At 69.7% G+C, this 14783-nt stretch carries 11 protein-coding genes; 1 reads left to right on the top strand and 10 read right to left on the bottom strand.

The window, feature by feature from the left end; all coding sequences use genetic code 11:
• Window positions 1-47 precede the first annotated feature (47 nt).
• The 10 genes from ABZ078_RS24625 to uvrC form a co-directional block, all read right to left on the bottom strand.
• Window positions 48-383, bottom strand: a complete 336-nt coding sequence (locus ABZ078_RS24625) for an RNA polymerase-binding protein RbpA (RefSeq protein ID WP_003976875.1) — start codon at window positions 381-383, stop codon at window positions 48-50.
• A 233-nt stretch (window positions 384-616) separates the two neighbouring features.
• On the bottom strand, window positions 617-847 hold the full coding sequence (gene secG, locus ABZ078_RS24620; RefSeq protein ID WP_356578524.1) for a preprotein translocase subunit SecG: 231 nt from the start codon (window positions 845-847) through the stop codon (window positions 617-619).
• 130 nt (window positions 848-977) lie between these two features.
• Window positions 978-1754, bottom strand: coding sequence for a triose-phosphate isomerase (gene tpiA / locus ABZ078_RS24615; RefSeq protein WP_356578450.1), 777 nt, complete (start codon window positions 1752-1754; stop codon window positions 978-980).
• A gap of 5 nt (window positions 1755-1759) precedes the next feature.
• Entirely contained in the window at window positions 1760-2971 is a 1212-nt protein-coding gene (locus tag ABZ078_RS24610; protein ID WP_356578448.1) for a phosphoglycerate kinase, read from the bottom strand.
• Window positions 2972-3124: 153 nt separating this feature from the next.
• Window positions 3125-4132, bottom strand: coding sequence for a type I glyceraldehyde-3-phosphate dehydrogenase (gene gap, locus ABZ078_RS24605; RefSeq protein ID WP_356578446.1), 1008 nt, complete (start codon window positions 4130-4132; stop codon window positions 3125-3127).
• Window positions 4133-4361: 229 nt separating this feature from the next.
• Window positions 4362-7316: a M14 family zinc carboxypeptidase gene (locus tag ABZ078_RS24600; RefSeq protein WP_356578444.1), complete on the bottom strand. Its 2955-nt coding sequence runs from the start codon at window positions 7314-7316 to the stop codon at window positions 4362-4364.
• A gap of 151 nt (window positions 7317-7467) precedes the next feature.
• Window positions 7468-8457, bottom strand: coding sequence for a DNA-binding protein WhiA (whiA, locus tag ABZ078_RS24595; protein WP_356578442.1), 990 nt, complete (start codon window positions 8455-8457; stop codon window positions 7468-7470).
• Window positions 8448-9515, bottom strand: coding sequence for a uridine diphosphate-N-acetylglucosamine-binding protein YvcK (gene yvcK, locus ABZ078_RS24590; RefSeq protein ID WP_356578440.1), 1068 nt, complete (start codon window positions 9513-9515; stop codon window positions 8448-8450). The genes whiA and yvcK overlap by 10 nt, the downstream gene beginning before the upstream one ends.
• Window positions 9512-10528, bottom strand: a complete 1017-nt coding sequence (rapZ, locus tag ABZ078_RS24585) for an RNase adapter RapZ (RefSeq protein WP_356578438.1) — start codon at window positions 10526-10528, stop codon at window positions 9512-9514. Before rapZ ends, yvcK begins: the two co-directional genes overlap by 4 nt.
• Window positions 10525-12666 (bottom strand): excinuclease ABC subunit UvrC, encoded by a 2142-nt coding sequence (uvrC, locus tag ABZ078_RS24580; protein WP_356578436.1) that lies wholly within the window; start codon window positions 12664-12666, stop codon window positions 10525-10527. Before uvrC ends, rapZ begins: the two co-directional genes overlap by 4 nt.
• A 930-nt stretch (window positions 12667-13596) precedes the next feature.
• On the opposite strand from uvrC, the gene ABZ078_RS24575 reads away from it, so the two are divergent.
• Entirely contained in the window at window positions 13597-14553 is a 957-nt protein-coding gene (locus ABZ078_RS24575) for a hypothetical protein (RefSeq protein WP_356578434.1), read from the top strand.
• The last annotated feature ends 230 nt before the right edge of the window (window positions 14554-14783 follow it).

Here is a 14783-nt window from a genome sequence, read left to right as displayed (position 1 = left end):
TACAGGTCCGGCCGGGCATCCGATGATGCCCGGCCGGTCCTCAACTCCTAGATCTCACCCCGCAGTTTGGCGAGTGCCTCGGCGAGGATCGCCTCGCCGTCCGCGTCGCTGCGCCGTTCCCGTACATACGCCAGGTGCGTCTTGTAGGGCTCGGTGCGCGGCGGGTCCGGCGGGTTGTCCCGGTCCTGTCCGGCGGGGAAGCCGCAGCGCGGGCAGTCCCAGGTCTCGGGAACCTGCGCGTCGCTGGCGAAGCTGGGCTGCGTCTCGTGCCCGTTGGAGCACCAGAAGGAGATGCGGAGACGCGGCGCGGACTCGCCGCGCTCGGCCTCGCCCATCGGCCCCGCCCCGACCCGGCTTCCTCGGATCGCGTTGCCACTTGCCACGGTCGTAACTCCCTGCGTGATGGTGCCGCGAAGCGAGTCGGCGTTCCGCTTCGCTGCGAGCGCCTCAGTCTACGTAAGGCCCAACGCGCGTCCAGTGATTGGAGTTACAGATCCCCCACACAAGACGCAAGCCCCATGATAGGCCGCGCTCAGCTGCGCGTACCGAACATGGGGCCTTACGTGCGGTATGCGTGCGGAATGTGCGCGCGGACCGGTCGGCTGCGTTCAGCGGGTCAGTTGTTGACCTTCATCAGGATGCCGAGTACGACAATGCACGCCAACCACAGCAGACCGACCACCACGGTGATCCGGTCGAGGTTGCGCTCGGCGACCGAGGAGCCGCCGACGGACGACTGCATGCCGCCACCGAACATGTCGGAGAGGCCGCCGCCCTTCCCCTTGTGCATCAGCACCAGCAGCATCAGCAGCAGGCTGAAGACGATCAGGGCGATCGAGAACCCCAAAACCACGGCTGGACCAACTCTCTCGGAATTCGGATGAACGACGGGGGCACGGTAGCCGCGCGGCGGAGCCGCACATCAATGCACTTACCATGCCCCCGCAAGGGTACGACGGATCGCCGCTATGGCCTACTCACTGGTCGCGGAAGCGCACGATCTTGACGAACTCGTCGGCGTCCAGCGAGGCACCGCCGACCAGCGCGCCGTCGATGTCGGCCTGCGCCATGATCTCGGCGACGTTGCCGGACTTCACGGAGCCGCCGTACTGGATGCGGACCTTGTCGGCCACGTCCTGCGAGTACAGCTCGGCGATCTTGCCGCGGACGGCGGCGCAGACCTCCTGGGCGTCCTCGGCGCCGCAGACCTTGCCGGTGCCGATGGCCCACACCGGCTCGTAGGCGATCACGATGGTCTCGGCCTGCTCGGCCGGGATGTCCTTCAGACCGCCCTCGACCTGGGCCAGGGTGTGCGGGACGGCGTTGCCGGCCTCGCGGACGTCCAGCTCCTCGCCGACGCACATGATCGGGGTGAGGCCGTGCTTGAAGGCGGCCTTGACCTTGGCGTTGACGATCTCGTCGGTCTCGGCGTGGTACTGGCGGCGCTCGGAGTGGCCGATCGCCACGTACGTGCACTTCAGCTTGGCCAGCATGGGGCCGGAGATCTCGCCGGTGTAGGCGCCGGAGTCCTGGGCCGAGATGTCCTGGGCACCGTACTTGATCTTCAGCTTGTCGCCGTCGACCAGGGTCTGCACGGAGCGCAGGTCGGTGAAGGGCGGCAGGACGGCGACCTCGACGGCCTCGTAGTCCTTGTCGGCCAGGGCGAAGGCGAGCTTCTGGACGTGGGCGATGGCCTCGAGGTGGTTGAGGTTCATCTTCCAGTTGCCCGCCATCAGCGGCGTGCGCGTGCTCATTAAGGTCAGTCCTCCAGTGCGGCGAGGCCGGGGAGCGTCTTGCCCTCAAGGTATTCGAGGGAGGCGCCGCCACCGGTCGAGATGTGGCCGAATGCGTTCTCGTCGAAGCCCAGGGTGCGCACGGCCGCGGCGGAGTCGCCGCCGCCGACCACGGTGAAGCCCTTGGAGTCGACGAGGGCCTGGGCGACCGCCTTGGTGCCCTCGGCGTAGTCGGGGTGCTCGAAGACGCCCATGGGGCCGTTCCAGAAGACGGTGGCGGCGTCGGCGAGCTTCGAGGCGTACAGCTTGCGGGTCTCGGGACCGATGTCCAGACCCTCCTGGTCGGCGGGGATGGCGTCCGCGGCGACGGTCGTGGGGTTGGCCGGGGCCTTGGTCTTCAGGTCCGGGAACTCGGTGGCGACCAGGACGTCGACCGGCAGGACGATCTCGACGCCGTTCTTCTCGGCGCGCTCCATGTACTCGGTGACCGCCGGGATCTGGTCCTCCTGGAGGAGGGAGATGCCGACCTCGTAGCCCTTGGCCTTGAGGAAGGTGTACGCCATGCCGCCGCCGATGAGGAGACGGTCGGCCTTGCCGAGCAGCTGGTCGATGACGGCGAGCTTGTCGGACACCTTGGCGCCGCCGAGCGCGACGACGTACGGGCGCTTGACGTCCTCGGTGAGCTTCTTCAGGACGCCGACCTCGGTGGCGATGAGGTGGCCGGCGTAGTGCGGCAGGCGGGCCGGGAGGTCGTACACCGAGGCGTGCCCCCGGTGCACCGCGCCGAAGCCGTCACTGACGTACACGTCGGCGAGGGCGGCGAGCCGGTCGGCGAAGGCGCCGCGCTCGGCGTCGTCCTTGCTGGTCTCGCCGGCGTTGAAGCGGAGGTTCTCGACGACCGCGACCTGGCCGTCGGTGAGGCCGGAGACGACGGCCTGGGCGGACTCGCCGACCGTGTCGGTCGCGAACGCCACGTCCGTGCCGAGGAGTTCGCCGAGGCGCGCGGCGGCCGGGGCCAGGGAGAAGGCGGGATCCGGGGAGCCCTTGGGGCGGCCCAGGTGGGAGGCGACGACCACGCGCGCGCCCGCCTCGGCCAGCGCCTTGACGGTGGGCAGGACGGCGCGGATACGGCCGTCGTCGGTGATCGTGGTGCCGTCCAGCGGCACGTTCAGGTCGGCGCGGACGAAGACCCGCTTGCCGGCGACGCCTTCGGAGAGAAGTTCGTCGATCGTCTTCATGAAGGGGACTCCTGAGGAGGGCTCGTGATCGCTCGTGATCGCTCGGAAGCGCTCGTGATCCAACAGGTCTGTTCTGCACGCGCGTCAGGGCTCGGACGACGCGTCCCTGCGCCGCCCGAGCCCTGACTCACATCAATGCGCCTGCTCTGGATATCAGAGCTGGTTGCCGACGAAGACCGTGAGGTCGACGAGGCGGTTGGAGTAGCCCCACTCGTTGTCGTACCAGCCGATGACCTTCACGTTCTTGCCCTCCTGGACCATGGTCAGGGAGGAGTCGAAGGTGCAGGACGCCGGGGCGTTGACGATGTCGGAGGAGACGATCGGGTCCTCGGTGTAGTCGAGGAGGCCCTTCAGCTCGCCCTCGGCGGCCTTCTGGAAGGCGGCGTTGACCTCTTCCTTGGTGACCTCGCGGCCGAGCTCGACGACCAGGTCGGTGACCGAGCCGGTCGGGACCGGGACGCGCATCGCGATGCCGTCCAGCTTGCCCTTGAGCTGCGGCAGGACCAGCGACGTGGCCTTGGCGGCACCGGTCGTGGTCGGGATGATGTTCTCGGCGGCGGCACGCGCGCGGCGCAGGTCCTTGTGCGGGAAGTCCAGGATGCGCTGGTCGTTCGTGTACGCGTGCACCGTCGTCATCAGGCCCTTGACGATGCCGAAGTTCTCGTCGAGGACCTTCGCCATCGGCGCCACACAGTTGGTGGTGCAGGAGGCGTTGGAGATGACGTGGTGGTTCGCCGCGTCGTACTTGTCGTGGTTGACGCCCATCACGATGGTGATGTCCTCGTCCTTGGCCGGAGCCGAGATGAGGACCTTCTTGGCGCCACCGGCCAGGTGCTTGGCGGCGTCTTCCTTCTTGGTGAAGATGCCGGTCGACTCGATGACGATGTCGACGCCCAGCTCGCCCCACGGGATGTCGGCGGGGTTGCGCTCGGACAGGACCTTGATGGTCTTGCCGTCGACGGTGATCGTGTCGGCGGTGTGCGTGACCTCCTGCTTGAGGCGGCCCAGGATGGTGTCGTACTTCAGCAGGTGAGCGGTGGTCGCAGTGTCACCCAGGTCGTTGACAGCCACGATCTCGATGTCAGCACCCTGCTCCAGCAGTGCGCGGAAGTAGTTGCGACCGATACGACCGAAGCCGTTGATGCCTACGCGGATCGTCACGAACCGATCTCCTCGTTGGTACGCCGGCCATGCGGTGCCGGCGAGCTCTGTTTGGGATGTCCCCGACCGCCTACGACCCTACCTCCCTGAGGCCGCCGTGGTGACATTCAGATGCCTCATACACGGCAGGGCGGTCCGTACCCGCCAGTAGGGGTACGGACCGCCCTGCCCGGAAACCCGGATCACTCGATTCGGTCACTGTGCGTTGCGCGCAGTTGACCTCGGCGTGTCAGTCGTCAAGTGAGTCGAGGGCCTTTCCGATGAGCGCCTTGCGGTCGGCCGCCGCGGGGACGTGCTCCAGGCCGAAGCCCAGCAGCACGGTGTCGTCCGTGGTGACCGCGCTGTAGGTCCGGAACAGCGCTCCCGTGCGCGCCCAGTCCTTGAGGACGGCCGGGCTGCCCGCGGGCGGGCCGGTCACGCTCCAGGCGCCCAGCGACGTCTCGAAGCCCTCGGTGCCGGTCGCCGTACCGCCGACGACGAGCGAGGCATCGTCGGCGAGGACGCCGCGACCGCCGAAGCCCGGGTCGGTGACGTAGCTGATCGAGACCTCGACCGACTTGCCCGCGTAGGCGCTCAGGTCGAACTCGACCTGCTTCCAGCCCGAGGAGGCGCCGGTGAGGGCGTTCCACGAGCCGCTGGTGCCGGTCGCGGTGCAGGCGTCGGCCGAGTGCGTCAGATAGTGCGCGAGCCAGGGGTGCTCGGCCATGTAGAACCCGGCCTCGCACTCCGCGGGCACGGTGGTGCTGGTGGCGCCGCCCGCCTCCGGAAGGGTCGTCCAGTCCTCGGCCCCGGTGGTGTGCGCCTCGACCAGGACGTTGTCGTAGCCGGGCTCGACGTCCCACAGCAGCTGGGTGCGCAGCGTCGGCTTGTCGGCCGCGCTCACCCCGGTGAGGTCGACGGTCCTGGTCAGCCGCTTGTAGGCGTCGTCGGTGTGCACGGCGGCCGCCATGTACGAACCGGCGTACGGCCCGTACGGGTTGACGGTCCCGGCGAACTGGCCGGCGCCCGCGCTGGCGAACTGCGGGTACTTGTCGACAGGGAGCTCGTCCGAGGTGACGCCGTAGCTCCCGGCCTTGTCGAGCGGGTTTCCGGTGGCGTCACCGAGCGCTCCGGTGACGCCGCCGAGCCTGCCGGAGCCGGCGAAGCCGGTGGCGCCGGGGAGCGACGTACGGGAGTAGGCGCCCAGGTAGTACTGGCTGAAGTCGTTCGACAGGGTGCCGCCGCCGAGATCGACGCTGCCGCCGGCCTGCTCGCCCGCCTCCATCAGCTTGCCGCCCTCGTTGAGGTAGGCGCGCAGCTGGAGTTGGGTGGCGTTGCCCGGGACGTTCGCGCCGGTGTAGTGGACGACGGTGTCGAAGTGGCCCAGCACGCCGAGGGCGTCGGGTGCGCCCTGCTTGGCGACGTCCCAGACGATCGCCCGGTGGCCGTTGGCCTTGAGCGCGTCGACGTACTTCTGCGCGTGCGTGGCGGTGGCGCCTTCCTCGGCGACCACGAGGACGTCCGCGCGCGGCCGCTGCGCCACGGTGTACGTGAAGTGCTCGCTGGAGACCTTCTTCCCGCTCCTGGTCTCGCCGGTGAACCACACCTCGACCTTGTCGCCCGGGTCGCCGTCCGCGACCTCGGCCCGGTACTCGTCGAAGTAGAGGTTGTCCTCACCGCCGTACGTCTCGCCGCCCTTCCAGGGCTTGAGCCGCATGTCGTGCGTACGGCCGCCGTTGACGCGGTACTTGAGCTCCTTGTCGCGCACGGACTTCCGTACGACGACCGAGACCTCCTGGTCGGCGCCGCGGGAGTACGACGTGGTGAACGGCGCCGGGCTGAAGTCGGCGGCCTTCGCGCCGACCGAGGACGAGGGCTGGTCGGGACGCGCGGCGCTCTCGGCGACGGAGAGCGCGAAGGGCACGTTCTTGGCGAACTCCTGCTGGATCAGCTTCTCGTCGTCCGGGAAGTTGAAGACCGACTGGCAGTCGGCGGCGTTCCACTGGTCGTTCGGGTCGATGTTCGACACGGTCTGGCAGGTCGACATCTCGGGCGTGAACATCGCGATGCCGTTGACGTTGGAGGCGTGGCCGTCGGCCTCGCCGTTGGTGGTGTACAGCTCCGAGGAGACCTGCGGGTGGTAGCCGGGGACCGCCGGGTTGTCCGGTGTGCCGGCGAGCGCCTCGTAGAGGACGTCGTCCGGGCTGTCGGTGGCGACCTGCCAGCCGACGCCGTAGAGGATGAGTTCGGCGGCGGAGTGGTAGTTGATGCCGTAGGTGAAGCCGATGCGCTTCTCGAAGGCGTCCAGCGCCTTCGTCTCCGGCTCCGAACCCGGGGACGCGCCGCGGTAGGTCTCGCTGGTGGGGTTGGGCGACGAACCCTCGTCGTCGTAGCCCCACTTGTAGGTGAAGTTGCGGTTGAGGTCCACGCCGTCGCCGGTGCTGATGGCACCGTCGCCGTTGTTGTCCCTCAGGTTCTTGCGCCACAGGCGGTTGTCGGTGTCCTGGAAGGTGTAGTCGTAGCCGTCGGGGTTGGCCGAGAGGACGAACCACAGCTCGGTCGAGTCGACGATCTTCTTGACCCGCTTGTCCGTCTTGTAGTGGTCCAGGTAGTAGTGCATCAGGCGCCGGGTCATCTCCGGCGTGATCCACTCGCGGGCGTGCTGGTTGGAGAGATAGAGGACGGACGGCTTGGCGCCGTCCTTCGTCTTCTTCGCGTTCTTGGTGAGCTTGAGCGCCAGGATGTCCTGGCCGTTGACCGTCTTGCCGATGGAGACGACCTTGGTCAGGCCGGGATTCTCCTGCCCGGTCCGGACGATCTCCTCCTTGATCCCCCCGCTCCCGCTGTACGGGCGGTACACGCCCTCGGCGGCCTTCTCGACACGGGCCTCGGCCCTGGCGGAGAGGTCGTGCTCGGTGAGCTCGACGCCTTGCTTCTCCAACTTCTCGGCCTGGTCGTCGGTGAGGTAGACCTCGACGGTGGCCGTGCCCTTCTCGGGCGCCTGCTCGCTGAGTTCGTGACCGTCCTGGCCGGCCGCCAGCAGCAGGGGTACCTGCTTCTTGGTGACCTCGGCCCGGAAGACCTTGATTTCGCTCGGGTCGGATCCTTGCGAACTTCCCGGTCGAGCCTGGGCGATGGGTGCGATGCTCGCTCCGGCTATGAGGAGCGCGCCCGCAGCGACGATCGATCTTGCTCTGGGTCTCATGAACCCCCCTGGCGGTGATTCGCCACAGTGACGAATGACTGCCAGGCTCATGCCACATCACAGCCCAGTCAAGGGCGCTGCAAAGACAGGCGAACACCGGTGCCGATGTCCCAAGCGGACACCGGCACCGGACTGTTGACGACTCCTCACCTCATCCCGCGAGGTTGTCCGCCAACTCGTCGGAGAGGTTGGCCTCGGTACCCGGGATGCCGAGGTCCTGGGCCCGCTTGTCGGCCATGGCCAGCAGTCGGCGGATACGGCCGGCGACGGCGTCCTTGGTCAGCGGTGGGTCGGCGAGGGCGCCCAGTTCTTCGAGGGAGGCCTGCTTGTGCTCCATGCGCAGGCGTCCGGCGGCGGCGAGGTGCTCGGGGACCTCCTCGCCGAGGATCTCCAGCGCGCGCTGGACGCGGGCGCCGGCGGCCACGGCCGCGCGCGCCGAGCGACGCAGGTTGGCGTCGTCGAAGTTGGCGAGGCGGTTCGCCGTGGCGCGGACCTCACGGCGCATCCGGCGCTCCTCCCAGGCCAGCACCGACTCGTGCGCGCCGAGCCGGGTCAGCAGGGCGCCGATCGCGTCACCGTCCCGGACGACCACGCGATCCACTCCGCGCACCTCGCGGGCCTTGGCGGCGATCGACAGCCGGCGGGCGGAGCCGACCAGGGCGAGCGCGGCCTCGGGTCCCGGGCAGGTCACCTCCAGGGAGGAGGAGCGGCCGGGCTCGGTGAGCGAGCCGTGCGCCAGGAAGGCACCGCGCCAGGCGGCCTCGGCGTCGCAGGTGGCCCCGGAGACCACCTGCGGGGGCAGGCCGCGGATCGGGCGGCCCCGCCCGTCGACCAGGCCCGTCTGACGGGCCAGCTGGTCACCGCCCGCGACCACGCGCACGACGTAGCGCGAACCGCGACGCAGCCCGCCCGGTGCCATCACGATCAGCTCGGAGCTGTGCCCGAAGATCTCCAGGATGTCCCGCTTGAGCCGGCGAGCCGCCATCGCGGTGTCCAGCTCCGCCTCGATCACGATGCGTCCGCTCACCAGGTGGAGGCCGCCGGCGAACCGCAGAATGGCGGAGACCTCCGCCTTTCTGCAGCAGGTCCGGGTGACGGGGAGTCGGGAGATCTCATCCTTCACCGCTGCCGTCATCGCCATGGGCCGATCCTTCCATGCATCCGAAAAATACGGTCGTACGCGGCGGCGAGCAGCTCCGGGTCGTGCCGGGGCGTCCCGTCCGTCCGGGCCACCGGGGCCAGCTCGACCGCGGCACCGAGCCGCTTGGCGGCCTCGGTGAGCACATCCCGGTCCGGCACGGCGGCCTCGTCGGCCAGCACCACGTCCAGGGCGAGTTTAGGGGCGTGTCGTCCCAAAACCTCCAAATGACGCTGCGGGGAGAAGCCTTCGGTTTCTCCGGGTTGCGGGGCGAGGTTCAGCGAGAGTACTCGCCGCGCCTTCGTCTCGGTGAGGGCGTCCAGGAGTTCCGGTACGAGCAGGTGCGGGATGACCGAGGAGAACCACGACCCCGGTCCCAGCACCACCCAGTCCGCGTCCCGGACGGCGGCGACCGCTTCCGGAACGGCGGGCGGGTCGTGCGGCACGAGGTGCACCGACTGCACCTCGCCGGGGGTGAGGGCGACGGTGGCCTGGCCGCGCACGGTGTCGACGTCCTCGGGCCGGTCCGGGTCGTGCCCCTTGACCAGGGCTTGCAGCTCCAGCGGCACGGCGGACATGGGCAGCACGCGCCCGTGCGCGCCGAGGAGCTTGCCGACCAGGTCGAGGGCCTGGACGTGGTCGCCGAGCTGCTCCCACAGGGCGACGATCAGCAGGTTGCCGACCGCGTGGTCGTGCAGGTCGCCCTTGGAGTGGAAGCGGTGCTGGATGACGCGGGCCCAGGTCTGGCCCCAGTCGTCGTCCCCGCACAGCGCGGCCAGCGCCTTGCGCAGGTCACCGGGCGGCAGCACGCCCAGCTCGTCGCGCAGGCGCCCGCTGGAGCCGCCGTCGTCGGCCACGGTGACGACGGCGGTGAGGTCGCCGGTGATCCGGCGCAGCGCGGCGAGCGAGGCGGACAGCCCCATGCCGCCGCCGAGGGCGACGACCTTGGGCTGGGCGCCCCGGCGGCGTGGTCTGCCGCCACGGGGCTCGACGGGTCGGCCGGCGCGTGACTCGGGCAGCGCACGGCGCAGCCTGCTCAGCCGCGGAGTACGTCCCGTCATTCGCGTCCCATGTCCCGGTGTACGACCACCGTCTCCACGCCCTGGGAGGCAAGGCGCGCCGCGAGCTTCTCCGATGTGGCGACCGAACGGTGCTTGCCGCCGGTGCAGCCGACCGCGATGGTCACGTACCGCTTGCCCTCGCGGCGGTATCCGGCCGCGATCAGCTGGAGCAGCTCGGAGTAGCGGTCGATGAACTCCTTCGCGCCGGGCTGGTTGAAGACGTACGCCGAGACCTCCTCGTTGAGGCCGGTGAACGGGCGCAGCTCCGGGACCCAGTGCGGGTTGGGCAGGAAGCGCATGTCCACGACCAGGTCGGCGTCGACCGGGAGGCCGTACTTGAAGCCGAAGGACATGACCGTGGCCCGCAGCTCGGGCTCCTCCTCGCCGGCGAACTGGGCGTCCATCTTGGCCCGCAGTTCGTGCACATTCAGGCTGGAGGTGTCGATCACCAGGTCGGCGTCACCGCGCAGCTCGCGCAGCAGCTGGCGCTCGGCGGCGATGCCGTCGACGATACGGCCGTCGCCCTGGAGCGGGTGCGGGCGGCGCACCGACTCGAAGCGGCGCACCAGGGCGTCGTCGGAGGACTCCAGGAAGACGACCCGCCGCGTCACGCCCCTGGTGTCGAGGTCGGAGAGGGACTCGCGGAGATTGTCGAAGAAGCGGCGGCCGCGGACGTCGACGACCACCGCGATCCGCGCCACGTTGCCCTGGGAGCGGGCGCCCAGCTCCACCATGGTGGGGATCAGCGCGGGCGGGAGGTTGTCGACGACGAACCAGCCGAGGTCCTCCAGACACTTGGCGGCCGTCGAGCGGCCTGCCCCGGACATGCCGGAGATGATCACCAGCTCGGGGATGGCCGCTTCGGGGACCCCGCCCGCGTCGATGCCCGTACTCACCTGTGCTCCGTCTTCCTGGCGTGCTTCCTGCCGGGTGAGGTCCTCGCCGGTCACCTTGTGGGGTTCCTGGCTGTGTGGATCTCGCTCGGGCGTGGGTTGTGTGTCGTGCTCGCTCATCTCTCCTGCCCCCGTCGTTCGTCCGGGGCGCCCGCGGACACGGGCTCCCCCGAGGTCTCCGCCGTCGTATCGGAGTCCTCGTCTTCCATGATCTCTCCAGTCGCCGTGTTCACGGCGGGTGCGGCCGGGGCCGCCCGGGCGAGGGCCGCGGCGATCGTCTCGGCCGTCTTGCGACCTATGCCCGGAACCTCACAGATCTCATCAATTGTCGCGGATCGCAGCTTCTTCACCGAGCCGAAGTGCTTGATCAGCGCCTGTTTGCGGGTCTCGCCGAGGCCCGGCACGTCGTCCAGCGGGCTCGACCGGAAGCGCTTGGCCCGCTTGGTGCGCTGGTAGGTGATCGCGAAACGGTGGGCCTCGTCCCGGACGCGCTGGAGCAGATAGAGGCCCTCGCTGGTGCGGGGCAGGACGACCGGGTCGTCCTCGCTGGGCAGCCAGACCTCCTCCAGGCGCTTGGCGAGCCCGCAGACGGCGATGTCGTCGATGCCGAGCTCGTCCAGGGCCCGCTGAGCGGCGGCGACCTGCGGCCGACCGCCGTCGACGACGACGAGCTGGGGCGGGTAGGCGAAGCGCTTGGGGCGGCCGTCGTCGTCCTTGAGGCCGTTGGCGAGGGGGGCTGAGGTGGTGTCGGTGAGAGCCCCGGACGTGTCGGTGAGGGGATCGGACGAGGTGTCGCTGAGGTGACCAGACGAGGTGTCGCTGGGGGCGTTCTCACCTTCGGTCCACTCGCCCGTCTTCTCCTTCTCGGCGAGGTAGCGCTTGAAGCGACGGGTGATCACCTCGTGCATGGAGCGGACGTCGTCCTGGCCCTCGAAGCCCTTGATCTGGAAGCGGCGGTACTCGCTCTTGCGCTGCAGCCCGTCCTCGAAGACGACCATGGAGGCCACGACGTCGTCGCCCTGGAGGTGCGAGATGTCGTAGCACTCGATCCTGAGCGGGGCGCTGTCCAGGTCGAGGGCGTCGGCGATCTCCTCCAGGGCACGCGAGCGCGTGGTCAGGTCGGACGCGCGCCTGGTCTTGTGCAGGACGAGCGCCTGCTGGGCGTTGCGCTCGACGGTCTCCATGAGGGCGCGCTTGTCGCCGCGCTGCGGGATGCGCAGCGAGACATTGGCGCCGCGCCGCCCCGACAGCCACTCCTGCACGGGCTCCAGCGGGTCGGGCAGGGCCGGGACGAGGACCTCCTTGGGCACCGCGTCCCCGGTCTCCTCGCCGTAGAGCTGCTGGAGGGCGTGCTCGACGAGGGCGCCGGTGGTGATCTCCTCGACCTTGTCCGTGACCCAGCCGCGCTGGCCGCGCACCCGGCCGCCACGGACGTGGAAGATCTGCACGGCCGCCTCGAGCTCGTCCTCGGCGACCGCGATGAGGTCGGCGTCGGTCGCGTCGGCGAGCACGACCGCGTTCTTCTCCATGGCCTTCTTCAGAGCCTCGATGTCGTCGCGCAGGCGGGCGGCCCGCTCGTACTCCATCTCCTCGGCCGCCTCCATCATCTGCTTCTCCAGACGGCGCAGGTAGGTGCCCGTGCGGCCGGTCATGAAGTCGCAGAACTCCTCGGCCAGTTCACGGTGCTCCTCGGCGGAGACGCGGTCCACGCAGGGGGCGGAGCACTTGCCGATGTAGCCGAGCAGACAGGGGCGGCCGGTGCGGCGGGCGTTCTTGAAGACGCCCGCCGAGCAGGTGCGCACGGGGAAGACGCGCAGGAGGAGGTCGACCGTGTCGCGGATCGCCCACGCGTGGGCGTACGGGCCGAAGTACCTCACGCCCTTCTTCTTGTGACCGCGCATCACCTGCACCCGCGGGAACTCCTCGTTCATCGTCACCGCGAGGTACGGGTAGCTCTTGTCGTCGCGGTACTTGACGTTGAACCGGGGGTCGTACTCCTTGATCCAGGAGTACTCCAGCTGCAGCGCCTCGACCTCCGTGGACACCACGGTCCACTCGACGGACGCGGCCGTGGTGACCATCGAGCGGGTACGCGGGTGGAGGCCCGCCAGGTCCTGGAAGTAGTTCGCCAGGCGCTGGCGCAGACTCTTCGCCTTCCCGACGTAGATCACCCGGCGGTGCTCGTCACGGAACCTGTACACCCCGGGAGAGTCCGGGATCTGTCCCGGCTTGGGGCGGTAGCTGGAGGGGTCGGCCATGTCTCACACCCTACTGGCGAGGGCTGACAGTCCGACGAGGCTGTGGACAACCCGCTTGCGCGCTCCACGGGCACCGGCCACCTGAGAACGGCCAGGACAGGGGGGGTCGTCGCCGTCCTCGGTGAGGCGGGGCTCCGCCCGGGCTCTCCCGCGATGGCGCGTCACCGAGCTGCGGGAGCGGGAGCCGATGGCGGCGGCTCAGGACACTCAGCGCAGCCCTTGTGGGCCTTGTGGGCCTTGTGGGCCTCGTGGGCTGTGGGCGATGTGGTCTCTGCAACAACCTCGTCGCCGCGCGCGCTCTCGCACGGGTCGCACCACGGGCCGATGGCCGGCGTCCGACCGTCGGTCTCGGGGCACGCTTACGCCGGGGCCAGGCCGTCGGGGTGGCCATACGCCTCCGCGGCCGTCCTCGTCGATGATCGCCTCGGCCTCGACCCCGGCGAAGGGCACGGGCCTGGGGCCGGGGCCGGGTGAGCCCCGGCGTCGCCATGGCCGCGGCCTGGTCGCCGGCCGGGACCGCGATCCACTTCAGCCAGCAGGTCGACAAGGGCTGTGGCTGATCGCCTGTCGACGGCAGGGAGTCGCCACGCCAATGACCGCACACGCGCCTGGCTGCGAAGTGTGTCCACTCGTTGTCCGCACGTGGATGCCAGGACCCGGCCCCGCACGGCCGCGCACTCGCAACCGCGTTCCCGGTACGGCGGCTTGAGACTGCGGTGCGCGCGACGGCACCAGGACTCGGCCAGACCCGCGCCGCATTGGGCGTCAGGTGTTGTCGGGACTTGGTCAACACGCTTCAATGCGGGGGAACTCGGGGCCGGGAACGACGGCATACGGATGTGAAGACCTCTGCCGCGCCGACGGGGTGGCCCCGAGCAGCCACGCGAACGGTCCGACCAGCCGTTGTGAACACCACAGAAAGGCCCCTGCATGCCGCACGCCACTCAGCACGCGGACATCCCCGCCATCGCCACCGCGGAACTGGACACGGCCCTGCGAGGCGGCCCCTTCCACGTCGCTCTGCGCGCCGCGATAGCCGCCCGGGGACTGCCGCTGCAGCGCGTGCAGCACCATCTGTCCCGTCGCGGTGTGAAGGTCGGCGTCACCAGCCTGAGCTACTGGCAGCAAGGTGCCCGCAGGCCGCAGCGCCCCGAGTCACTGCGCGCGGTACGGGCGTTGGAGGAGATCCTCCAACTGCCGGAGGAGTCCCTGATCCGGTTGCTCGCGGATGCCGACGACCACTCCGCCGTCCAGCGGCCGGCGGCCCGCTCCTACCGCTCCCTGGTGGAGGCGTCGGACGTCCTGGAACAGCTCTTGGCCGAGCTGGACTGTCCGGTGGACGGCGGCGTGCACACCCTCGCCCACCACGAGCGGGTACGCATCGGGGCCCGCCGCGAACTCGCCGGACGCGAGTCGCACCACATCGTGCGGTCCCACAAGGACGGCGTGGACCGCTTCGTGGCCGTCCACCACGGCGATCCGGGGTGCATACCGGAGCGCATGACAGTCCACGCCCTGGAGAACTGCCGTACGGGCCGGGTCCGTTGGCACCACGACACCGGTGTCCTCGTGGCGGAGCTTTTCTTCGGCACGCGGCTGCGCTCCGGCGACACCTACCTCTTCCGTTACGGTGTCGAGGACGGCACGGCCGAGGTGTCCCGCGAGTACGCCCGAGGCTTCCCTCTCGCGGGCGGTCAGTACGCCCTACAGGTCTGCTTCGCCGAGAACACCCTCCCTGTCCGCTGCCACCGCTTCTCCCAGCACTCCGCGGCAGCGCCCCGCAGCGGCCGCCAGGGGCTGACCCTCAGCGGGCCGCACCATTCGGTCCACCTCGTCGAGCCACGGGTGCGGACGGGGATCGTGGGCATCGGGTGGGAGTGGGAGTGAGCAGCCACCCCTGAAGCACCCTCGCCTGAAGCACCCTCCGGGGCAGTCCTCCTCCCCACGCGATCTCTCGTGGGGCGCGTCGCGTGACGCGCCCGTGGACGTAAACGCTTGCGCAAGCGTTTACGTCAGGCTCCGAATGAGATACCTTCCCGCCAGAAGTGCCATGGCGGCCCGGGGTGGGACGCTGCGGTGGAAGGCGTCGGTGGGAAGCGGAAGTGGGAGGGGACGCG

The organism is Streptomyces sp. NPDC006385 (assembly GCF_040612485.1).
Taxonomy (GTDB): domain Bacteria; phylum Actinomycetota; class Actinomycetes; order Streptomycetales; family Streptomycetaceae; genus Streptomyces.
The sequence above is the reverse complement of the archived record's forward strand: the minus strand, read 5'-3'. Positions and strand labels throughout refer to the sequence as shown.

What these genes read in the sequence shown, in the direction of transcription:
- yvcK (WP_356578440.1), bottom strand. Translation starts at nt 9,515, where the DNA reads ATGACGGGACGTACTCCGCGGCTGAGCAGGCTGCGCCGTGCGCTGCCC.
- ABZ078_RS24610 (WP_356578448.1), bottom strand. Translation starts at nt 2,971, where the DNA reads ATGAAGACGATCGACGAACTTCTCTCCGAAGGCGTCGCCGGCAAGCGG.
- tpiA (WP_356578450.1), bottom strand. Translation starts at nt 1,754, where the DNA reads ATGAGCACGCGCACGCCGCTGATGGCGGGCAACTGGAAGATGAACCTC.
- ABZ078_RS24600 (WP_356578444.1), bottom strand. Translation starts at nt 7,316, where the DNA reads ATGAGACCCAGAGCAAGATCGATCGTCGCTGCGGGCGCGCTCCTCATA.
- whiA (WP_356578442.1), bottom strand. Translation starts at nt 8,457, where the DNA reads ATGGCGATGACGGCAGCGGTGAAGGATGAGATCTCCCGACTCCCCGTC.
- ABZ078_RS24575 (WP_356578434.1), top strand. Translation starts at nt 13,597, where the DNA reads ATGCCGCACGCCACTCAGCACGCGGACATCCCCGCCATCGCCACCGCG.
- uvrC (WP_356578436.1), bottom strand. Translation starts at nt 12,666, where the DNA reads ATGGCCGACCCCTCCAGCTACCGCCCCAAGCCGGGACAGATCCCGGAC.
- rapZ (WP_356578438.1), bottom strand. Translation starts at nt 10,528, where the DNA reads ATGAGCGAGCACGACACACAACCCACGCCCGAGCGAGATCCACACAGC.